This window comes from Streptomyces sp. HUAS YS2 (assembly GCF_033343995.1).
Lineage (GTDB): Bacteria > Actinomycetota > Actinomycetes > Streptomycetales > Streptomycetaceae > Streptomyces > Streptomyces solicathayae.
This window is the reverse complement of record NZ_CP137573.1, coordinates 7,333,914-7,354,715: the sequence shown is the minus strand read 5'-3', so window position 1 is coordinate 7,354,715 and position 20,802 is coordinate 7,333,914. Positions and strand designations below refer to the sequence as shown.

The window sequence follows — 20,802 nt, the reverse complement described above, 5'->3', positions numbered from 1 at the left end:
ATCGTCCCCACCAAGCCCACTACTGGATACCCATGCCCCACCGGTATGCGCGCCACGCGGCCCTCAGAGTTTCGAGCTCCGTGCGGGGGAAATGCCCACCCCACTTGCTGCGATAGGCACTCTCGCCGTACTCCGTGACTACCCCGTCGAAGCAACGGACCACTGCTCTGGCAACGACGTCGACGCTCTGCCGGGTGGACCAGATCTCACTTCCAGCGCTGTCGTCGTCACTGCTGTGGGCCAACTCCAGCAGTCGAATCGACACGTTGGCGTCTTCACGGTGGAAGATCCACCGGAACGCGGTGGGCTCGGCCTCGAGCCTCGTCATGGGTCCCCGACGTCGATCGGTGGATCGCTTGCACCCGTCTGAGTCTGGGGGATCGCGAGTCTGCCGACCACCGACTTCTGCGAAGCGGGCCGGCGCTCAACCGCCCGGCTTCACGGCCGAGGGCGGCGCGCTGACAGAACGGACGCGCCAGTCCCCTGAAGGGTGACGTCCCGCAGGTCCCGCAGTCAGGCGCCGGGGCGGCGTCTAGCGTCGGTCCCATGGGCAACGCCAACCACGCCACGCTCTGGGGCTCACCATGACCCGTACCCGTATCTCCCTGGCCGCGCTCGGGGTCCTGTTCGTTCTCGGCGGCGGTGCCGGTGGCTACTACTGGTACGCCGGGCTCGACGCGGCCTCCGGTGTCAGCGGGGTGTGTGTGCCCGAGGACGCCACCGATCGGGACAAGGCCGGTAACGTCGCCACGGTCGCGGTCGTGACCGTCGACGCGCACGTCGCCAACGGCGGCGGCGTGCGGTTGTCGCGGGTCACTGTGCATGACGTGCTCAAGGGGGATCCGGGCGCGACGTTGGTGATCGGGCGGTCAGTGCCCGTGCCAGGAAGCCACGACGACGCGTTCGTCCCGCTCGCGCCCGGGCATCGGTACGTCGTCGGGCTGAAGGAGGCCACGGAGTACCGCGACGGCTGGGTCTGGTTCGCGACGTCCGCCGACAATGACCTGACCGCCGCGCGTGCGCGCTGGGCCGATGCCGTCGCGCATCAGAACCCGCCCCGTCCCGACCGCCGCTGCGACGACCGGCGTGTGGCCCCGTAGCCTCTTCGGCTACGTGGCCGATCTTCGGTCATGCGGGCGCTGCTAGATTCGGCCGCCATGCGATCACGTGAGTACGACCTCGACTTCCGCGACCGGGCCAGTCGCACGCGCGCCTGGGGCATCGGGCTGTTGTCCTTGGCCGCGCTCCTGTGGGCATGGGGATTCCTGCTGCTCCTGACCCCGTACGAGGTGGACCGGAAGCCCGACGACCGGCACCCCGAGGAGTGCGAATCGCGGTTGTTCACGGACCTCGGCACGGCCAACGAGGGTGTGTACCGACACGACTGGTGCGAGAACGAACGCGACTGGCCCGAGGCACTGGCCGTGCTCGGGCTCTCCCTGCCCCCGACCGCCGCCGGGGTCACGCTCTTCACGATCGGTACGGTGAGCCGCCGCATGAGCGCCCACTCCGAGGCCATGCGGGAACTCGACAAGCTCGCCGCCACGCCGGAGGCGTCGCCGGAGGCTTAGCGCCTTCCGACCGATCATGGTCGTGGGCGGTTCGGCATGATCGCTGGGTGAGCATCATCAGCAGCTCTGGTTCGTCAGACCGGGCCGCTACGCGCATTCGAGTCGCTCTCCTTCGGCAACTTCGATCCCGAAGAGGCTGTGATCGAGTGGGAGTGCCTGATCGCCGGCGTCGGCTTCGACGACCTCGTCGAAGCCGACGGGCCTCGTCTCGTCGCCGGCCAGTATGGCGACGGGTGCGTCATCAGCGCCCGACGCCAGGGCCTGAATGTCTACTGTCGGGTCGCGTAGGCGATCACTTTCGGAGCCAGTAACAACGGACGCCGCGGTGGCGGTCGCCGAGGCAGACGTAGCCGCGCTTGGCGCAGCGCGTGACAACGGCTCGGGTGCTTGAGCGGTTGATCGCCCGTTCGACGGTGTTGCGCTACTTGTAGCGGTTCTCGGCATCCGCCAGATCACCATGCCCCCCGTGTCGTCATGGGCGAGCCTTGACGTAGGTCTGCGGCAGGAGCGCCTGCGGCCTCACCACCAGTCGTGGGACGCTCCGAACCCCCAGAGCAGCAGCAGCGTCATCAGCCCGATGAAGACCGCCAGGACGGCCGGGATGACCAGCGCGCGCCAGGCCCCCGGGCCGGCGATCGTCGCCAGCTTCTCGGGGGCCGCCGGGTCGTACGACACCCGTACCGGCGCCCCCTCCTCGAAGCCGAAGGCGCTTGGTGAGGGGTCGGTGAAGCGGATCTCGCGGCCGTCCGGGGTGCGGAAGGCGTAGACGTACTCGGTGGCGTACGAGTTGTCCATGCCGGACCGTTCCTGGACCCGGCGCTCCGCGCACCACCCATCCGCCCGAGCCCAGAGGCGTACGAGCCGCAGGACCCGGGTGAAGCGCAGCGCCGACCGCACGGCGAAGAAGCCGGCGAAGAGTCCGAAGAGCAGCAGGAACGTCGGTGTGCCACCCGGCAGGATCTGCATCGTCGTCGCCCCCCAGCCGCTCTGGTACTCGTTTGTGTGTGCTCGGTCCCGCTGCTTGACACGCAGCGCCGTTGTCCCTGGTTCCGTCACGAGAGCGGCCGCGGCACGGGGCCGGGCACAGTACCTGGGGCGAGGTTCAGCCGGACACCCCAACAGAACACTGTCTTTGCGGCTGGTGACAGAGCTGTCGACCGGGAGTCGTTCTCATCACTGTTCGGGCCTGTCGAGGCGTTCCGTGGGACCTGCGAAGGAGAGGAAGAGCGTCCGCGTGGTGAGCAGCCAGGTGTCGTCCACCTTGCGGAACGTGTCTTCGTAGTGCCCCACCTGAACCGGGGGTCGTGGTGGTACGAGTCCCTCGCTGTAGCCGTCGACACGGTATGTGGTGAAGTAGGTGGTGGCGGAGGCGGTTTCCGCAGAGGTCACGGTGACCAGGATGTTGGTGCATATACGGCGTGACAGTCGGTCTGCGGGCCGGTTGCCGAAGTAGATGCGCAGGGCGTCGTGACCCGCGATGCGGCGGTCGCCGGCGGGCCATTCCCAGGTGCCGTCCTGCGTGAAGAGGTCCGCCACCGAGCTAGGGTCCCCGAGGTCGAGCCGGTGGACGAACTCGACGACCAGCCGCTCACAGGCCCGCTCTGCGAGCAGGCGCTCCATGGGGGCAAGAGTTTCAGTATTCATGATCAATCTGTATCAGGTCGCTCCTGGCTGAGTCAGTCACACCCGAGCTGGGCCCCCGGTTCCGGGCTCCGAGCCGCTGCACCAGATGATCGACCTGACAGGTCCAGGTCGGACCCGGTCGGAGGAGCACCCAGGACCGCCACCCCTTGGTTACCGAGTAGTACATGTCACGCCGCGATTCTTCTGCAACTAGTTGCAGAACCACGTCGCGGTCCCTTAGAACTGGGGGGACGATCCCGCGCGAGGAGGCGCCCAGCATGACCGCGACCCCGGCCCAGGCTCCGGCCCAGAGCTCCAACCCGTACCCGCAGCTCCTGAGCCCGCTCGACCTCGGGTTCACGACGCTGCCCAACCGGGTGCTCATGGGCTCCATGCACGTCGGTCTCGAGGAGACCGAGAACGGCTTCGAGCGGATGGCCGCCTTCTACGCGGAGCGGGCCCGCGGCGGCGTCGGCCTCATCGTGACCGGCGGCATCGCCCCCAACGACGCCGGCCGGCCCTGGGACGGCGGCGCCAAGCTCACCACCGACGAGGAGGTGGCCGAGCACCGGCTGATCACCGACGCGGTGCACGCGGAGGGCGGCCGGATCGCGATGCAGATCCTGCACTTCGGCCGGTACGCGTACCACGAGAACCTGGTCGCGCCCAGCGCGCTCAAGGCCCCCATCAGCCCCTTCGTGCCGAACGAGCTCAGCGACGCCGAGGTCGAGCAGACCGTCGAGGACTACGCCCGCTGCGCCGAGCTGGCCAGGGCCGCCGGGTACGACGGCGTCGAGGTGATGGGCTCCGAGGGCTACCTGATCAACGAGTTCATCGCCTCCGCCACCAACCAGCGCACCGACCGCTGGGGCGGCTCGTACGAGAACCGGGTCCGCTTCCCGCTGGAGATCGTCCGCCGGATCCGCGAGCGGGTCGGCGAGGACTTCATCGTCATCTACCGGCTGTCCATGCTGGACCTGGTCCCCGGCGGCTCGACCCTCGACGAGGTCGTCACGCTCGCCAAGGAGATCGAGGCGGCCGGCGCAACGATCATCAACACCGGCATCGGCTGGCACGAGGCCCGCATCCCGACCATCGCGACCTCCGTGCCGCGCGGCGCGTACACCTGGGTCACGAAGAAGCTGATGGGCGCGGTCTCCGTGCCGCTGGTCACCAGCAACCGGATCAACACGCCCGAGGTCGCGGAGCAGATCCTCGCCGAGGGCCGCGCCGACATCGTCTCCATGGCCCGCCCCTTCCTCGCCGACCCCGACTTCGTCGCCAAGGCCGCCGCGGACCGCGCCGACACCATCAACACCTGCATCGGCTGCAACCAGGCCTGCCTGGACCACACCTTCAGCCTCAAGATCACCTCCTGCCTGGTGAACCCGCGCGCCTGCCACGAGACGGAGCTGGTCCTCTCCCCCACCCGGCTGGTCAAGCGGATCGCCGTCGTCGGCGCCGGCCCGGCGGGCCTCGCCTGCGCCGTCTCCGCGGCGGACCGCGGCCACGCGGTCACCCTGTTCGACCGGGGCGGTGAGATCGGCGGCCAGCTGAACGTCGCCAAGCAGGTGCCCGGCAAGGAGGAGTTCAACGAGACGCTGCGCTACTTCCGGGTCCAGTTGGAGGCCAAGGGCGTCGAGGTCCGGCTGAACACCGACGCCACGACCGAGCTCCTCGCCGGCTACGACGAGGTCGTCGTCGCCACCGGCGTCACCCCGCGCACCCCGGAGATCGAGGGCGTCGACCACCCCAGCGTCGTCGGCTACCTGGACGTGCTCCGCGACGGCGCGCACGTCGGCGAGCGGGTCGCCATCCTCGGCGCCGGCGGCATCGGCTTCGACGTGGCCGAGTTCCTGACCGACGGCGGCGAGGGCGCGAGCCAGGACCCGGAGACGTACTTCCGCCAGTGGGGCGTCGACACCTCGTACGAGGAGCGCGGCGGGCTGCGCACCCCCGAGCGGCCGAAGCCGCCGCGCCAGGTGCACCTGCTCCAGCGCAAGACCTCCAAGGTCGGCGCGGGCCTCGGTAAGACCACCGGCTGGATCCACCGCACCGAGCTCAAGCACCGCGGCGTGACGATGGTCGCCGGCGCCACGTACGAGCGGATCGACGACGAGGGCCTGCACGTCACGATCGACGGCACCACGAGCGTGCTGCCCGTCGACACGGTCGTGCTCTGCACCGGCCAGGAGCCGCGCCGCGACCTGTACGAGGAGCTGGTCGCCGCCGGCCGGAAGGCGCACCTCATCGGCGGCGCGGACGTCGCCGCTGAGCTGGACGCGAAGCGGGCCATCGACCAGGGCACCCGCCTGGCGGCGACTCTGTGACCCGTGCCGTGGGCGCACCCGCCGGCCGAACCTAGGATGCGTGCATGTCCCTCCCGCACGCCATCCTCACGGCGCTGCTCGAGAAGCCGTCCTCGGGTCTCGAACTGACGCGCCGCTTCGACAAGTCGATCGGCTACTTCTGGTCGGCCACGCACCAGCAGATCTATCGCGAGCTGGGCCGGCTGGAACAGGCGGGACACATCCGCGCACTGCCGTCCGAGACGCCGACCCGCGGGCAGAAGAAGGAGTACGAGGTTCTGCCCGCGGGTCGCGCGGAGCTGGCGGGGTGGGTGGACCGCACCGAGGACCCGAAGCCGCTGCGCTCCGCACTGCTGCTGCGGTTGCGGGCGGCCGCGGTGGTCGGCGGGGTGGGCCTGCGGGACGAGCTGGAGCGCCATCTCGGTCTGCACCAGGCGCAGTTGGACGAGTACCTGGAGATCGAGCAGCGCGACTTCCCGCCGGAGCGCCGGGACACCGAGCCGGACCGGCTGCGCCACCTGGTGCTGCGCGGCGGGATCGACCTGGAGCGCTTCTGGGTGGAGTGGCTGACGCACGCGCTGAGCGAGCTGGCGGGCTAGCCGGGGAGGGCGGCGGACGGTCAGGTACGCGACCGGAACCTTCGCAGCGCGTAGCCGCCGGCGGCCAGGGCGGAGGCCACGGCGAGGCCGAGTCCTAGGCCGGTTTCGAGGGACGTGGGCTCGTAGGCTCCACCGACGCCGCCCTGGGCTCCACGCGTGGGCATCACCGTGGGGGTGAGCGGTACGGCGGTGGGGGTGACCGGCAAGGGCGCGGGGGTCACGGGGATCGGCGTGGGGGTCACGGGGGCGGCGGTGGGCTCCAGCGGCGCCAGGGTGGCCGTGCTCCTCCGGGGGAGCGACTCGCACGCGACTCCGTCGTCCTGGCCCCGGTCCTCGTCGAGGCGGTCCGGGTCGCCGCGATCACGGTCGAACTGGGCCTGCGCGTCCTCCTGATAGGCGAAGTTGCTGCAGTCGAGGTCCTGCGCCTGGGCGACACCTGCCCCTGGAACGAGGGACGCGCAGGCCAGGAGTATCGCGGCCCCCGCAGTGCGGCGGTTCATCATGCCTCCCGGCACTTGGTACGGCTGTCGCTTCGACGCTACGAGCAGCGCGGGCGCTCGGCACGGAGCGGTAGGCCGAACGGGAACGGCCCGGACGGCGGCCGTGCCACCCAGGCCGACCGTGGATACTGGTCGGTCACAGACCGACCAGGGGAAACCGAGACGAAAGGGCGGGCATGACCGACCAGTTGGGGAACGGACGTCGGACGCGCCATGCGGTGGTGATCGGGGGCAGTCTCGCCGGGCTGCTGGCGGCGCGGGTGCTCGCCGAGCACGCGGAGCGGGTGACGGTGGTCGAGCGGGACCGGTTCCCGGAGGGGCCCGAGGCCCGCCCGGGCGTCCCGCAGGGCAAGCACCTCCATGTCCTGCTGGAGGGCGGGCAGCAGGCGCTCGAGTCGCTGCTGCCGGGCTTCCTCGACGAGTTGACCGAGCTGGGCGCGCCGAAGGTGGGCATGCCACAGGATCTGGTGCAGTGGGCCAATGGCTGCTGGATCAGGCGCACTCCGGCGACGACGCACCTCTTCACCGGCTCGCGTCCACAGCTGGAGTGGCTGGTGCGCCGCCGGGTGCTCGCCGATCCGCGGATCGAGAGCGTCGAGGGCACCGAGGCGGTCGGGCTGGCCGGCGACTCCTCGCGGGTCCGTGGCGTGCTGCTGCGCGAGCGCGGCGCCGGGTCGGACAAGGAGACTCGCACGCTGGAGGCCGACCTGGTCGTGGACGCCTCGGGGCGCGGCTCGAAGGCCCCCGACTGGCTGGCCGGGATCGGTGCGGAGGCCCCGCACGAGGAGATCCTCGACACCGGGCTCGCGTACGCCACGCGGGTCTACCGGTCGGAGGAGGAGCCGGAGCGCACGGATGCGCTCGGGTACTACGTGGTCCCCAACCCCGAGCAGGTGTACGGCGGTGTCGTGCTGCCCATCGGCGAGGGCCGCCACCTGGTGACGCTGTCCGGCCTCCGCGCCGACGCGCCGCCGACCGACGAGGCCGGGTTCGAGGAGTACGCGAAGCGGCTCCCGCACCCGATCGTTTCGGAGTGGCTCGCCCGCGCCGAGCCCGATTCGCCGGTCTTCGGGTTCCGCAAGACCGCCAACGTCCGCCGCCGGTACGACCGTCCTGGCCGCCGCCCCGCCGGTTTCCTCGCCACCGGTGACGCGCTGGCCACCTTCAACCCGATCTACGGACAGGGCATGGCCGTCGCGGCGCTGAGCGCGGTCGCGCTGCGCGATGCGCTCGGCGACCGCAAGCGGACCCCGTCGACCCGCCGGGTGCAGCGCGCCCTGTTCGACGCCTCGAAGTTCGCCTGGGACATCTCCAACGGCGCCGACAAGAAGATGCCGGGCGTCACGGGGAACGTCCTCGGCGACCGGCCGGCGGACAAGCCCGCCTCCTGGTACCTCGGCCGGGTCCAGGAGCGCTACATGGGCGACCCGGTCGTCGGCGGCGCGTTCCGCAAGGTGCTGACCCTGAGCGCGCCGGTCACGGCCCTGTTCGCGCCGGAGGTCTTCCGGGCCGTGCTCGGCCCGGTGCTCCCGGGGCACCGCGAGCCGTCGATGTGGCGCGAGGCCCCGGAGGAGTAACCCCTCCGGGCCGCGCTGTTCACACCCCCGGCGCCGCCGCGATCACGCCCGCCGCGATCGCGGCGGTGAGCGCCGCGTAGTCGTCGGCGTTCTGGGCCGTGTAGCGCATGGCGAACTCGGCGACGGCGCGGTCGAAGACGTCGGACGTGCCCAGGTATCCGGCGATCGCGATGCGGTCGCCGGACCGGGCGTGCGCGCGGGCCAGGGTGCGGCCGCACAGCGCCGCGTAGTCGCGCAGCATGGACGCCGACATGGTCTCGACCTCCGCCGATCCCTTCATGTCGCGCAGCTGCCGCCAGTAGAAGTGCCGTCGCTCTGGTCCGGTCATCCAGCCGAGGAAGATGTCGCCCGCCGCCTGCATGAGGCGTTGCCCGGCGACCACGCGGTGGCCCTGGTGCTGGTACGCGCTCGGCTGGAGGTACTCCTCCAGGACGGACTTTCCGGCCTCCTTGATCTGCAGCATCAGCGGATCGCCGACGTCCCGGCCTTCCAGGAGCAGGACGAAGCAGCGGGTGCCGACGCTGCCGACGCCGACGACCTTGCGGGCGGCGTCCACGTACCGGTAGCGGTCCAGGAGCAGCCGCCGCTCCTCCGCCAGGGAGCTGCGGTAGTCGCTGAAGATCTTGCCGAGCGTCGTCCGGTCGAGTTCGCCGACCCGTACGAGCAGCGGCGGGTCCTCGACGATCCGCCTGCCTCCCTCCGGCGTCTCCTCGGTCAGCTTGCGCAGCGCCTGGAGGCTCGTACGGCGGCGGGCGTGCGCCAGTCCGGCCGCCACCCGGGCGCGCCGGCTGCCGCGGACCGCGTCGATCAGGTCCTGCGCCTCGACCTTCTCGTACCAGACGGCGAGTTCGCCGAGCTCGGCCAGGCTCCGCATCGCCTCGCGGTACGCGGTGGCGGAGACCAGGGCCGCGCGGTGGGCCTTGGCCTTGGTGCCGCCGTTCTGCAGCGCGGCGACGGCGACGCTCGCGGCGAGCCGCTTGACGTCCCATTCGAAGGGGCCGGGCAGCGTCTCGTCGAAGTCGTTGACGTCGAAGAGGAGCGCCCGTTCGGGTGACGCGAAGACGCCGAAGTTCAGCAGGTGGGCATCGCCGCAGAGCTGGACAGTGAGTCCCGTGTGGCGCTGGGCCGAGAGGTCGGCGGCCATGACCGAGGCCGCGCCGCGCAGGAAGGCGAACGGCGAGACGGCCATCCGGCCGTAGCGGAGCGGCAGGAGGTCGGGCAGTCGGTCCACGGCCTCCCGCTCCAGGACCGACAGGGGGTCCGGGCGGAGGGAAGCGGGTATCCATCGGCCGTGCGCGGCACGGGGGACCCTCTTGCGGACCGCCTTGCCCCGCGCGGCCCGCTCGGACGGAGTCGTCATCCGGCCTCACCCGCCTCTCGCGCCGTGCCCGGCGCCACCGTCCTGCCGGCATGCGCTGCCGACAGGTACTGCCGAGCCGTCTCACACAGTTAAGAGCCGGGGGCGCGGGCCCGCATCCCGAGGGGACGGGTCGCAGCGGGCTGCCCCTTTCGGCCAAGCTCCCGGGATCGACTTCCCTATTGGTTTAGACCAATGATAGAACGTGATCACCCATACGGTCTGTGCAGTCACGCTGCGCGAAGAGAGAGGCTCGACATGACCGATCCCGCATCCGACGGGTCCGCGGCGACGCCGCTCTACCTCCGGGTCGCCGCCGCTCTGCGGAACGACCTCGCGCTGGGTCGACTCGCGCCCGGTGTCCGGCTGCCGCCGGAGCGCGAACTCGCCCGGCGCCACGGAGTCAACCGCCAGACCGTCCGCAGCGCCCTCCAACTGCTGCGCGAGGAAGGGCGGGTGGCGACCGACCGACGCGGCACCTTCGCCGTGCCCGACGAACTCACCGACCGGCGGCCCGTGTTGCGCGCCTCCCGGCAGGCGTTTCCCGGTGGTGCGGAGACCACCGGGGCGGTCGTACGGGCCGCGCTCTCGTGGGAGCCGCCACCGGCCGCGCTCGCCGCACCGCTCGCGCTCATGCCGGGCGAACCGACCCTCGTCCACCGGCAGGTCGTCCTGACGGCCGACGGCTCGACCGTGCAGCGGGCCGAGTCGCGGTTCTCGCGCCACGCGCTGGTCCGGATCCCGCAGCTCGCCCACTACCGGCGAGTCGCCCGGCACCGGCGGGTCGCGAACGACCGGCAGCAGCCGGACCTGCGGCTGCTCTACCACTGGATGCACCTGGCAGGGCTGCGGGTGACCCACCGCGAGTCCGTCGGCGTCACCCGGCAGAGCCCCCGCGGCGACGGCTCGGCCGCCGGACCGGCCCGGCTGGTCGTCCACCGGGTGGTGAACGACCAGCACGGTCAGCCACTGGAGATCACGGACATCGACTTCCTCGGCCAAGGGACGTCGCTGACCTACGAGTTCGGCAGCTGACAGCACTGCCATGACCCGGGCGGAACGCCGGAGCCGGCCGCCACCGGCACGGCGCGCAGCACAGGATCCGCGCGCCCGCGGGCGGACCGCCGCGATCCACCTAGACGATGCCCTCCGCGATCTCGGCCTCCTCACGGGCGGTCCCGTACGAGGACGGCGTCCCGTACGACCGGCGGGCCACGTACCACCACACGGTGGCCAGGAGCAGGACCACCGCGAGCGCGATGACCGCGTAGTTCATCGAGTCGACCGTCACCGGAGACCGCTGCGGCAGGCAGAACAGCACCGTCACGCAGGCCACCCAAACCACCGCGATCCAGCCGATCGGCCGACTCCACCGGCCCAGGCTCCACGGGCCAGGCACGAACCGCTTGCCCGCCCGCAGCCTCAGGTAGACCGGGATGGCGTACGAGGGCATGATCCCGATGACGCTGACGGCCGCCACCGCGCCGTACGCGGTGGCCGAGTGCAGCGATGGCAGGGCGAGGACGGCGGCCACCACGACGCACAGCCACACCGCCGGGACAGGCGTCTGCGACCGGCTGCTGACCTTCCGCCAGAGCGTCGAACCGGGCAGGGCGTTGTCGCGGCTGAACGCGAACACCATCCGGCTCGCCGCGGCCACCTCCGCGTTGCCGCAGAAGAGCTGGGCCACGATCACGACGAGCAGCAGCACGGCCGCCCCGTCCGCACCCAACGCGTCGAGGAAGATCTGCGCGGGCGGGACACCGGTCGCCGTGCCCGTCGTGCCCGCGTAGTCCTGAATGGCGAAGGTGAGCCCGGCGAGCAGCAGGAACCCGGCGATCCAGGAGGCCCAGACGGCCCGAACGATGCCCTTCGCCGCGCTGACCGAGGCGTTCGACGTCTCCTCGGAGAAGTGGGCGGAGGCGTCGTACCCGGAGAGGGTGTACTGGGCGAGCAGCAGGCCGACGGCGGCGACGTAGAACGGGTTGGCCCAGCCGGTCTCGTCGACGAACTCGGTGAAGACGAAGCCCGGCGACCGGTGACGGTCCGGAACGATCGCCAGCGCTCCGACGACGGCCGCCACTCCGGCCAGGTGCCACCACACGCTGATCGAGTTGAGCACGCCGACGAGGCGGACCCCGAAGAGGTTCAGCAGCGCGTGCAGCAACAGGATGCCCAGGAAGATCAGGAAGGTGGTCACGGGTGTCGGCGTGATGTTCCACTGGAGCTTCAGGAAAGCCCCGGTGAAGAGTGCGGCACCGTAGTCGACGCCGGCGATCGCGCCGAGCAGGCCGAGCAGGTTCAGCCAGCCGGTGTACCAGCCCCAGCGGCGCCCGCCCAGCCGGTCGGCCATGTGGGAGAGCGCGCCGGACGTGGGGTACGCGCTCGTCAGCTCGGCCAGGGCCAGCGCCACGCACAACACGAACACGCCGACGCCTGTCCAGCCCCACATCATCACCGCCGGACCGCCCGAGCCCATGCCGAAGCCGTACAGGGTCATGCAACCGGACAGGACCGAGATGGCGGAGAAGCTGATGGCGAAGTTGCCGAAGCCGCCCATGCGGTGTGCGAGCACCGGCCGGTAGCCGAGTTCCCGCAGCCGTGACTCCTCGTCCTGGGGCGGCTGCTCCGCTTCACGCGGTGAAGCGACGCGGGTGGTGCGGGACATGCCGGTGCCTCCGGGTGGGTGAGCGGGACGGGGAGAGGGCGGGGGAAGGACGGGGACGGGCTGAGGGGCGGGGGCTGATGGACGGGAACGGGCTGAGGGGCGGGCGCTGAAGGAAGGGGGCTGAAGGAAGGGGGCTGAAGGAAGGGGGCTGAAGGAAGGGGATGGACTGATGCGATGTCAGGGGCCGAGGCAGCGGGCGCGGGCGGCGCGGAAGACCTCCTCGGCGAGCGCGGCGTCGCCGGGGTCCTCGGTCCGGTGGGCCCAGGGCAGCGTCGTGCAGTACGGGCCGAGCGCGGTGAACACGCGGGCCGCGTCGTCGAAGCGGATCGCGCCCCACAGGGCGTGCGCCAGGTGGTTGAGATCGAGCAGGGACGCCTCGTCGGTGTCGCAGAACAGGAACCAGGAGTCGAGGGCGCGGCACGCGTCCCGGATCGAGTCCTCGGCCACCCAGTACAGGTCGAGTGCCTGCTCGTGGCCGCGCTCACGCCGGTAGCGCTCCACCCGCGCGTAGAGCGGCAGGGCGTGCAGAGCCGAGCCGACCGGGGCCGCGTCGGCCGCCCAATGGGCGTAGGCGAGCGCCTCGGAGGCCGGTCCCTCGCCGCTGCGCGCGTAGAGGTACTGGAGCATCCGGTGGTGGGCCTCGCGGTTGTGCGGGTCGCGCCGGGCGGCCTCGGCCAGCAGGCCCCAGGGACCGGGCGGGAGCATCGGGGCCGGGGGCTGCTGCCGGTTCTCCCCGTGTCCGTCGCCGTCGAGCGCGGCGAGGGCGAGCAGGCAGATCCAGGGAACGGGGTCGGCAGGGACGGTGGCGGCCGCGGTGAGGCAGCCGGCCCTGGCGTCCTGGCGGAGATCCTCGGCGCGGGGGTGGCCGGAGCGGTGGGCGCGTAATGCCCGCTCCACGGCGACCCGGGTGTGCATGACGAGCGCGGCGACGCTCTCCGGCTCCTCGGACCGCCAGACCCGTACGACGTCCGAACCCGCGGCGACGGCGGCCAGCACCTGGGTGCGCCGCGTCCACGCGCACCAGCCGGACGTGCCGTCGAGTAATCGGGCCATCGACACCCAGCGGCCGGAGCGCAGGTCCTGGACCGCCACGCGCAGGGCGTTGTCGTGGCCCGCCGGGTGGTACACCGGCCGGAAGCCGTGGCCGCGGGTCATACGGCGGGGCGTGGGTGCGGTAACGGGCTCGGGATCATGGTTCCTCGGGACGCGGGAAGGGGACGGTCTCCCCCGGGCCGCCCTGCCGTCGATCGGCGATCACTATAGGCGTCGCTGGAGGATTCGCATCCAGTCGATCCGTGCGCCGCAACTATTCGGCCAGCAACGTTTTTTGACCTGAAGTCAGCAGTGAAAGCGGGGTTTCGTGAACCCTGGGGAACGCTTGACTCCACCCGCCGACTGGTCCAGGCTTCCACCCTGCGATCAAGGATCCGAGGACGGAGCGGCGCGGTGGGCGGAGTGGCGCGATGACCCCTGCGGTGCTCGCCGTCGACCAGGGCACGTCGGGGACGAAGGCCCTCGTGGTCTGCCCGGAGCGGGGCGTCCTCGGCACGGGTTCCGCGGCGGTTCGCCCCCGGTACCTGCCGGGCGGACGGGTCGAGGCCGACCCGCGTGAACTTCACGAGTCCGTCGTCGCGGCGGGACGCGCGGCGCTTGCCGACGCCGGTGCCGCGGCCGGCTCCGTGGCCGCCGTCGGGCTGGCCAACCAGGGCGAGACGGTGCTCGCCTGGGACCCGGCCACCGGCGAGCCGCTGACCGACGCGCTCGTGTGGCAGGACCGCAGGGCCGAGCCGCTGTGCGCCGAACTCGCCGAGTACAGCGAGGAGTTGCTCAAGCTGACCGGGCTGCCGCTCGACCCGTACTTCGCCGCACCGAAGATGGCCTGGATCCGTCGCCACCTGACCCGCGAGGGTGTGGTCACGACCACCGATGCCTGGCTGGTGCACCGGCTCACCGGCGCGTTCGTCACCGATGCCTCGACCGCCGGACGCACCCAACTCCTCGACCTCGACTCGCTCTCGTGGTCCGACGCCGCGCTGGACGTGTTCGGTCTGCTCGGCGAGCGGCTGCCCCTGATCGTCGACGCGGACGCCCCGGTCGGCACGACGACCGCGTTCGGCCCGCCGTTGCCGCTCACCGGGCTGCTCGTCGACCAGCAGGCCGCGCTGCTGGCCCAGCGCGTCACCGAGCCCGGAACCGCGAAGTGCACGTACGGCACGGGGGCGTTCCTGCTCGCGCAGACCGGCCCGCTCCCCCGCCGCAGCACCTCCGGGCTGGTCAGCTGTGTCGCCTGGCGGCTCGGTGGGCGGACCAGCTACTGCCTGGACGGCCAGGTGTACACGGCGGCGTCCGCGGTGCGCTGGCTGACCGACCTGGGTGTGCTGCCGGGCGGCGCCGCGGACCTGGACGTCGTGGGCGAATCGGTGCCGGACTCCGGGGGCGTCACCTTCGTTCCGGCGCTGGCCGGACTCGCCGCGCCGTGGTGGCGCGGCGATCTGCGCGGCTCGCTCACCGGTCTCGGCCTGGACACCGGACCGGGACATCTGGTCCGGGCCCTGTGCGAGGGACTCGCCGCCCAGGTCGCCGAACTGGCCGACGCGGCGGCCGGGGACCTCGGCCGACCGCTGGAGGTGCTCCGGGCCGACGGCGGTCTGACCCGTTCGGCGTTGCTGATGCAGACCCAGGCCGATCTCCTCCAACTCCCCGTCGAAGTCTCGGCGTTGCCCGACGTGACGGCGCTCGGCGTGGCAGCGGCTGCCCAGATGGGGCTCGACCCCGGGCTCAGGACGGCCGACGCCGTCCCGCGGATCGGCCCTTCGGCGGTGTACGAGCCGCGCATCACGGCCGCGGAGGCGGCGGAGCGCCGCGGCCGGTTCCGCACGGCGGTGGAGAAGCTGCTGGACAGGGCGCCGGTGGCTGGGGCGCCGGTCGGCGGGGCGCCCGTGGCTGGGGCGCCCGTGGCTGGGGCGTCGCTGGATGGGGCGCCGCCCGACGGGGCTCGGCCCGACCGGGCTCGACTCGACGGGGCGGGCGCTGCGGGATGACGGTGACGCGATCCGGGCCGTTGCCGGGCGCGGGGGACGACTCGGCGCCAGCGGTGTACGACGTGGCGGTCGTCGGCGCCGGGGTGGTCGGCTGCGCGATCGCGCGCGAGCTTGCCCGCCACCGCCTGCGCGTCGCGATCGTCGAGGCGTCCGGCGATGTCGGCGACGGCACCTCGAAGGCCAACACCGCGATCCTGCACACCGGTTTCGACGCGGTGCCCGGTTCGCTGGAGTCCCGGCTCGTACGGGACGGACAGGCCCGGCTGCTCGCGTACGCGGCCGAGACGGGCATTCCCGTCGAGCCGGTCGGCGCGCTCCTGATCGCATGGGACGAGGAGCAGCTCGCCGCGCTGCCCCGGCTCGCCGAGAAGGCCGCACGCAACGGCTGTCACGACACCCGGCCGGTCGGCCCCACCGAGCTGCGCAGGCTCGAACCCCGCCTCGGCGCCGGCGCCCTGGGGGCGCTCTCCGTGCCGGGCGAGGCGATCGTCTGTCCGTGGACGACGACGCTCGCGTACGCCACCCAGGCCGTGCTCTCCGGCGTGGACCTGCACCTCGACTGCCGGGTGGAGAAGGTCCGCCAGGGCGACCCGCACCGCCTGGTGACCCCGCGCGGAGTGCTGCGCGCCCGGCACCTCGTGAACGCGGCCGGGCTGCACGCGGACACGTTCGACGCGCTGCTCGGTCACCACGACTTCACGGTGACCCCGCGGCGCGGCCAGCTGATCGTGTACGACAAGTTCGCGCGCGGCCTGGTCCGGCACATCCTGCTCCCGGTGCCCGGCCGGCTCGGCAAGGGTGTGCTGGTGTCCCCGACGGTGTACGGCAACGTCCTCCTCGGCCCGACCGCCGAGGACCTGGACGACCGGACCGCCACCGGATCGACCGCGGAGGGGCTCGCCGCACTGCGCGCGCAGGGCCGGCGGATCCTCCCGGCTCTGGTCGAGGAGGAGGTCACGGCCGTCTACGCGGGCCTGCGGGCGGCCACGGAGCACGACGACTACCGGATCACCGCGCACCCCCGGCAGCGGTACGTGACGGTGGGCGGGATCCGCTCCACCGGCCTGACCGCGTCGATGGCGATCGCCGCCCACGTGGTCGGCCTGCTGGCCGACGGCGGCCTGGAGCTGGGACCTGAACGCCCCCTCGCCCCGGTGCGCATGCCGAACCTCGGCGAGGCGTTCACCCGCCCGTACGAGGACGCCGCGCTGATCGCCCGGGACCCGGAGTACGGGCGGCTGGTCTGCCACTGCGAGCGCGTCTCGCGCGGCGAGATCAGGGACGCGCTGGACTCCGTCGTCCCGCCCGCCACGCTCGACGGCCTGCGGCGGCGCACCCGCGCCCGGGGCGGCCGCTGCCAGGGCGTCGCCTGCGGGGCGGCGGTGCGGGCGCAGTTCGAGGAGGCACGGCGGTGAACGCAGTGGACGCGAGCGGCGCGCGGGAGGCAGGGGACGCGGGGGCGGGGGACGCGGGGGCGGGTGGTAGCCGGCGCCGCCGTACGGTCGAGGTCCTGATCGTCGGCGCCGGTCCGGCCGGCCTGACCGCCGCGGCCACGCTCGCGGCGGCGGGCGCCGGCCGCGTCGAGGTCCTGGAACGTGACCCGGCGCCGGGCGGGGTGCCTCGCCACTGCGCCCACGGCGGATTCGGGGCCGCGCTGCTCCCGTGGCGCCCGCTCGACGGCCCGGAGTACGCCCGCAACCTGGCGGACGCGGCGGTACGCGCGGGCGCGTCGATCCGGACGGGGGTGACGGCCACGGGCTGGCCGGCCGAGGGACCCGGACCGGCTGCGTGGGAGCCGGGGCGACCCGAGGAGCGGGTCGCCTCCCCAGCCGAGTCCCTCACGCTCGACGTCACAGGGCCCGGCGGCCTTGAGAGGATCACCGCCCGCGCCGTGCTGCTGGCCACCGGCGCGCGCGAGCGGCCGCGGAGCGCCCGGCTCGTGCCGGGGGCGCGGGCGGCGGGGGTGCTGACGGCGGGTGAGCTGCAGCAGTCGGTGAACCTGTACAGGATGCGGGGCGACGCGATCGGGCGGCGCGCGGTGGTGGTCGGGGCCGGGCCGGTGGCCCCGCACGCCGCGCGCACGCTGCGGGACGCGGGCCTGGAGGTCGTGGCTCGGGTGACGGAGGGGCAGCCCCCGTCCACGTACCGGCGGGGCCTGACGACCGACCGGGTCCCGGTGCCGCTGCTCGCGTGGACGACCGTGACCGGGCTCGTCGGGCAGGGCCGGATCACGGGGGTGACGGTGCGTCACCGGGGCGGGCGTACGGGCACGCTCGCCTGCGACACGGTGGTCTTCACGGACGACTGGATCCCGCACCACGAGCTGGCCCGGGCCGGCGGGGTGGCGCTCGACCCGGCGACTCGGGGGCCCGTGGCGGACGGTGCCTTCCGCACGTCCGTGCCCGGAGTGTTCGCCGCGGGCAACGTGCTGCGGGGCATCGAGTCCGCGGCGGTGGCGGCCCGCGAGGGCCGGGACGCGGCGTACGCGGTGCTCCGGCATCTGGCCGGCGCGCCCTGGCCGTCCCGCACCGTACCGCTGGTCGTCGAGCCGCCGCTGCTGTGGGTGAGCCCGAACCGGATCGACGCGCCGCTCGCGCGGCGGCCGTTCCTGCTGCGGCCCGCCGAGCCGCTCGGGCTGCCGGTGCTGGTGGCGGTGCAGGACGGGCGGCTGCTCCTGCGCACCCGTCGGCTCACCGCCCTGGACCCTTCGCGCTCGGTCCGCATCGCGCCGCACTGGGCGCACGCGGTGGACCCGGAGGGCGGACCGGTGGTGCTGCGCACCCGCTGAGGCGGCGTCGGACACGGTGCCAGTGGTCCGGTCCTGTGGCACCTCACCGACGCTGTTGACCACCCCTTCATCAACCCACCATGCTCATGACACCCAGCACACCCAGCACGGCGAGTACCTTTCCCACCCCGTCCCCTCTCTCCGCACGGAGGTGTCATGGTCCGGCGTACGGTCAGATTCCTGCTCGGCCTGGTCCTGGTGGTGACCGCGGCCTTCGCGGGCACGGTCGCCACATCCGGTACGGCGCACGCCGACGAGTGCTACACCTGGGGCCGCACCCTGTCCTCGGGCATGTCAGGCTCGGACGTCACCCAGCTGCAGATCCGGGTCGCGGGCTACCCGGGCTACGGAGCGGTCCTCTCGCTCGACGGCGACTACGGCCCCGCCACGAAGGCGGCCGTCACACGCTTCCAGCAGGCGTACGGACTCGCGGCCGACGGCGTCGCCGGCCCGGCGACCTTCGCCAAGCTGTACGCCCTCCAGGACGCGGACTGCACCCCGGTCCACTTCACGTACGCCGAGCTGAACAAGTGCAACGGCGACTGGTCGGGCGGCGCGGTGAGCGCGGCGACGGCCAAGTCGAACGCGCTGCGGGCGATGTGGAAGCTGGAGGCGATGCGGCACGCGCTCGGCGACGTGCCGATCTCGGTGAGCAGCGGCTTCCGCTCGTACGCCTGCAACTCGGCGGTCGGCGGAGCGTCGGACAGTCGGCACCTGTACGGCGACGGCGTCGACCTGACGGGCTCGCCGTCCCTGTGCACACTCGCCAAGCAGGCCCGCAACCACGGCTTCAACGGGATCCTGGGCCCGGGCTATCCGGGACACGGCGACCACGCCCACGTCGACCACCGCGCGAGCCGCTACTGGTCGGCGAGCAGTTGCGGCATCTGAGGTGCGCGGAGGCCCGCGCTCGCCCACACTTGACGGCATGCCGGACAAGCGAAGCGCGGGTCTCCTCCTCTTCCGCACCGCCGCGGGCGGTGGCATCGAGGTACTGATCGGACACATGGGCGGGCCGTTCTGGGCCGGCCGCGAGCAGTCCGCGTGGTCCATCCCGAAGGGCGAGTACGGCCCCGAGGAGACCCCGGAGGCCGCCGCGGCCCGCGAGTTCGAGGAGGAGCTCGGACTGCCCGCCCCGGACGGCGACCGTGTCCCGCTGGGCGAGGCCCGGCAGAGCTCCGGCAAGACCGTGACGATCTGGGCCGTCGAGGCCGACCTCGATCTGGACCGCGTGGTTCCGGGCACCTTCACGATGGAGTGGCCGCGCGGGTCGGGCACGCTGCGGGAGTTCCCGGAGATCGACCGCGTGGGCTGGTTCACCCCGCCGGACGCGCTCCCGCTGCTGGTGACGGGCCAGCGGGTCTTCCTCGAACGTCTGGCCGTGCACCTGGCCGCGCGGGGCGGCAGGGCCTGACTGTCAGACCCGTGCGAGAGGGTGGAGATCTCCGACCCGTCGAGAGGGAGCCCGACATGACCGGCATCACCGCACGCGAACGCGCCGCGGCCCAGGCGTACATCCGACTCCTCGAAACCACCCAGGCCGTCTTCAGCGACCCCGCGCTCACCCCCCTCGCCGGTGTCATCCTCACCCCCTCCATGACCGACGCCGACACGGCCCTCCGCGCCGCCGGCCTCACCGGCAACGAGGCCCGCCTCCTCGACCTGGTCACCTCCCTCCGCAGCACACCGGTGGCGCGCACGCCTTAGGGGCGGGTACCGACCGGAGGGGCCCGGAACCGGGCCGCGCGAACCGGAACCCGGGCCGGAAGCGACCGGCCGTTCGGCCGGAGGGCGTATGTACCAACCATGCTTCCTGACTTCATACTTGCGGCGTGTCGTTCGTACGGGGGAGGCACCACATGGCGCAGCTGATACGAACCCAGGACGGCCGCGACCTCGCGGTGGAGACCTTCGGAGATCCGCGCGGGCGCCCCGTCTTCCTGCTCCACGGCACCCCGGGGAGCCGGCTCGGCCCGGCCCCCCGCACCGCCGTGCTCTACCGGCTCGGGGTCCGGCTGATCACCTTCGACAGACCCGGCTACGGGGACTCGCACCGGCTGCCGGGCCGCCGGGTCGCGGCCGCCGCGGCCGATGTGGAGGCGGTGGCGGACTCGCTGGGCATCGACGAGTTCGCGGTCGTGGGCCGCTCCGGCGGCGCGCCGCACGCGCTCGCCTGCGCCGCCCTGCTTCCGGACCGGACGGTCCGGACCGCGGCCCTGGTCGGCCTGGCGCCGCGCAACGCCCCGGGTCTCGACTGGTTCGAGGGCATGACGGAGTCCAACGTGCGGGAGTACATCAACGCCGCCGCCGGGCACCGTCAGCTGACGGCCGCCCTGGAGTACCGCTCCCTGGCCATCCGCGCGGACCCCGCGGCCTCGGTGGCCGACATGCACCAGGACCTGCCCGCCGCCGACCGGCAGATCGTCGCGGACGCGGGGATCCGGTCCATGCTCGTGCGGAACTTCGCCGAGGGGCTCAGCAGTTCCGCCGACGGCTGGATCGACGACGTGATGGCGTTCAGCAGCGACTGGGAGTTCCGGCCGGAGGACATCGACGGCCCGGTACTGCTCTGGCACGGCGAGAAGGACATCTTCGCGCCCGTGCAGCACACCCGCTGGCTCGCCGAGCGGATCCCGCGCGCCGAGCTCGTCATCGAGCGCGGCGCGGCGCACTTCGGCGCGCTGCGGGTGCTGACGCGGGTCCTCGGCTGGACGATCTGGTGAGGCGGTGGTGGCCGGCCGGACCTCCGGCCGGCCACCACCGCCCCGC

General features: G+C 72.7%; 21 protein-coding genes. 14 read left to right on the top strand and 7 right to left on the bottom strand.

Features of this window, described 5'->3' with window-relative positions; all coding sequences use genetic code 11:
• Nucleotides 1–19: 19 nt before the first annotated feature.
• Complete coding sequence (locus R2D22_RS33590) at nt 20–328, bottom strand: hypothetical protein (protein ID WP_318108927.1); 309 nt, start codon at nt 326–328, stop codon at nt 20–22.
• Nucleotides 329–584: 256 nt separating this feature from the next.
• On the opposite strand from R2D22_RS33590, the gene R2D22_RS33585 reads away from it, so the two are divergent.
• From R2D22_RS33585 to R2D22_RS33575, 3 genes are all read left to right on the top strand, one after another.
• Entirely contained in the window at nt 585–1,100 is a 516-nt protein-coding gene (locus tag R2D22_RS33585; RefSeq protein WP_318108925.1) for a hypothetical protein, read from the top strand.
• 57 nt (nt 1,101–1,157) lie between these two features.
• On the top strand, nt 1,158–1,571 hold the full coding sequence (locus R2D22_RS33580; RefSeq protein WP_318108923.1) for a hypothetical protein: 414 nt from the start codon (nt 1,158–1,160) through the stop codon (nt 1,569–1,571).
• Between the two features lie 138 nt (nt 1,572–1,709).
• Nucleotides 1,710–1,859: a hypothetical protein gene (locus tag R2D22_RS33575; protein WP_318108922.1), complete on the top strand. Its 150-nt coding sequence runs from the start codon at nt 1,710–1,712 to the stop codon at nt 1,857–1,859.
• Between the two features lie 231 nt (nt 1,860–2,090).
• Here R2D22_RS33575 and R2D22_RS33570 read toward each other — a convergent pair whose 3' ends face one another.
• Together R2D22_RS33570 and R2D22_RS33565 are read right to left on the bottom strand one after the other, a co-directional pair.
• Nucleotides 2,091–2,537, bottom strand: a complete 447-nt coding sequence (locus R2D22_RS33570; protein WP_318108921.1) for a DUF3592 domain-containing protein — start codon at nt 2,535–2,537, stop codon at nt 2,091–2,093.
• 207 nt (nt 2,538–2,744) lie between these two features.
• Nucleotides 2,745–3,215, bottom strand: coding sequence for a nuclear transport factor 2 family protein (locus R2D22_RS33565; RefSeq protein ID WP_318108919.1), 471 nt, complete (start codon nt 3,213–3,215; stop codon nt 2,745–2,747).
• Nucleotides 3,216–3,472: 257 nt separating this feature from the next.
• Here R2D22_RS33565 and R2D22_RS33560 point away from each other — a divergent pair, with 257 nt between their 5' ends.
• Together R2D22_RS33560 and R2D22_RS33555 are read left to right on the top strand one after the other, a co-directional pair.
• Nucleotides 3,473–5,524, top strand: a complete 2,052-nt coding sequence (locus tag R2D22_RS33560; protein WP_318108917.1) for an oxidoreductase — start codon at nt 3,473–3,475, stop codon at nt 5,522–5,524.
• 44 nt (nt 5,525–5,568) lie between these two features.
• Complete coding sequence (locus R2D22_RS33555) at nt 5,569–6,102, top strand: PadR family transcriptional regulator (RefSeq protein WP_318108915.1); 534 nt, start codon at nt 5,569–5,571, stop codon at nt 6,100–6,102.
• Between the two features lie 20 nt (nt 6,103–6,122).
• Here the strand turns inward: R2D22_RS33555 and R2D22_RS33550 are convergent, their stop codons facing one another.
• Nucleotides 6,123–6,602 carry an excalibur calcium-binding protein gene (locus tag R2D22_RS33550; protein ID WP_318108913.1) on the bottom strand — a complete coding sequence of 160 codons (480 nt, stop codon included), beginning with the start codon at nt 6,600–6,602 and terminating at the stop codon, nt 6,123–6,125.
• A gap of 176 nt (nt 6,603–6,778) precedes the next feature.
• Here R2D22_RS33550 and R2D22_RS33545 point away from each other — a divergent pair, with 176 nt between their 5' ends.
• The gene (locus R2D22_RS33545) at nt 6,779–8,179 is read left to right on the top strand and encodes an FAD-dependent oxidoreductase (protein WP_318108912.1); all 1,401 of its coding nucleotides are present in this window, start codon (nt 6,779–6,781) and stop codon (nt 8,177–8,179) included.
• 19 nt (nt 8,180–8,198) lie between these two features.
• Here R2D22_RS33545 and R2D22_RS33540 read toward each other — a convergent pair whose 3' ends face one another.
• Nucleotides 8,199–9,539 carry a DUF2252 domain-containing protein gene (locus R2D22_RS33540; protein ID WP_318108911.1) on the bottom strand — a complete coding sequence of 447 codons (1,341 nt, stop codon included), beginning with the start codon at nt 9,537–9,539 and terminating at the stop codon, nt 8,199–8,201.
• A gap of 255 nt (nt 9,540–9,794) precedes the next feature.
• Between R2D22_RS33540 and R2D22_RS33535 the strand changes: the two genes are divergently transcribed.
• Nucleotides 9,795–10,571 carry a GntR family transcriptional regulator gene (locus R2D22_RS33535; protein ID WP_318108910.1) on the top strand — a complete coding sequence of 259 codons (777 nt, stop codon included), beginning with the start codon at nt 9,795–9,797 and terminating at the stop codon, nt 10,569–10,571.
• Between the two features lie 100 nt (nt 10,572–10,671).
• Here the strand turns inward: R2D22_RS33535 and R2D22_RS33530 are convergent, their stop codons facing one another.
• Nucleotides 10,672–12,204 (bottom strand): amino acid permease, encoded by a 1,533-nt coding sequence (locus R2D22_RS33530; RefSeq protein WP_318108909.1) that lies wholly within the window; start codon nt 12,202–12,204, stop codon nt 10,672–10,674.
• Between the two features lie 177 nt (nt 12,205–12,381).
• A complete protein-coding gene (locus R2D22_RS33525) occupies nt 12,382–13,359 on the bottom strand; it encodes a hypothetical protein (protein ID WP_318108908.1) in 978 nt (325 codons plus the stop codon).
• A 308-nt stretch (nt 13,360–13,667) separates the two neighbouring features.
• Here R2D22_RS33525 and R2D22_RS33520 point away from each other — a divergent pair, with 308 nt between their 5' ends.
• The 7 genes from R2D22_RS33520 (at nt 13,668) to R2D22_RS33490 (ending at nt 20,756) form a co-directional block, all read left to right on the top strand.
• Nucleotides 13,668–15,245: an FGGY family carbohydrate kinase gene (locus R2D22_RS33520; protein ID WP_318108907.1), complete on the top strand. Its 1,578-nt coding sequence runs from the start codon at nt 13,668–13,670 to the stop codon at nt 15,243–15,245.
• Nucleotides 15,242–16,660, top strand: coding sequence for an FAD-dependent oxidoreductase (locus R2D22_RS33515; protein ID WP_318108906.1), 1,419 nt, complete (start codon nt 15,242–15,244; stop codon nt 16,658–16,660). Before R2D22_RS33520 ends, R2D22_RS33515 begins: the two co-directional genes overlap by 4 nt.
• A 95-nt stretch (nt 16,661–16,755) precedes the next feature.
• Entirely contained in the window at nt 16,756–18,033 is a 1,278-nt protein-coding gene (locus R2D22_RS33510) for an NAD(P)/FAD-dependent oxidoreductase (protein ID WP_318110137.1), read from the top strand.
• A gap of 156 nt (nt 18,034–18,189) precedes the next feature.
• A complete protein-coding gene (locus R2D22_RS33505) occupies nt 18,190–18,924 on the top strand; it encodes a D-Ala-D-Ala carboxypeptidase family metallohydrolase (RefSeq protein WP_318108904.1) in 735 nt (244 codons plus the stop codon).
• 37 nt (nt 18,925–18,961) lie between these two features.
• Nucleotides 18,962–19,447, top strand: coding sequence for an NUDIX hydrolase (locus R2D22_RS33500; RefSeq protein WP_318108902.1), 486 nt, complete (start codon nt 18,962–18,964; stop codon nt 19,445–19,447).
• A gap of 56 nt (nt 19,448–19,503) precedes the next feature.
• Nucleotides 19,504–19,740 carry a hypothetical protein gene (locus R2D22_RS33495; RefSeq protein WP_318108901.1) on the top strand — a complete coding sequence of 79 codons (237 nt, stop codon included), beginning with the start codon at nt 19,504–19,506 and terminating at the stop codon, nt 19,738–19,740.
• A gap of 152 nt (nt 19,741–19,892) precedes the next feature.
• The gene (locus tag R2D22_RS33490) at nt 19,893–20,756 is read left to right on the top strand and encodes an alpha/beta fold hydrolase (protein WP_318108899.1); all 864 of its coding nucleotides are present in this window, start codon (nt 19,893–19,895) and stop codon (nt 20,754–20,756) included.
• The last annotated feature ends 46 nt before the right edge of the window (nt 20,757–20,802 follow it).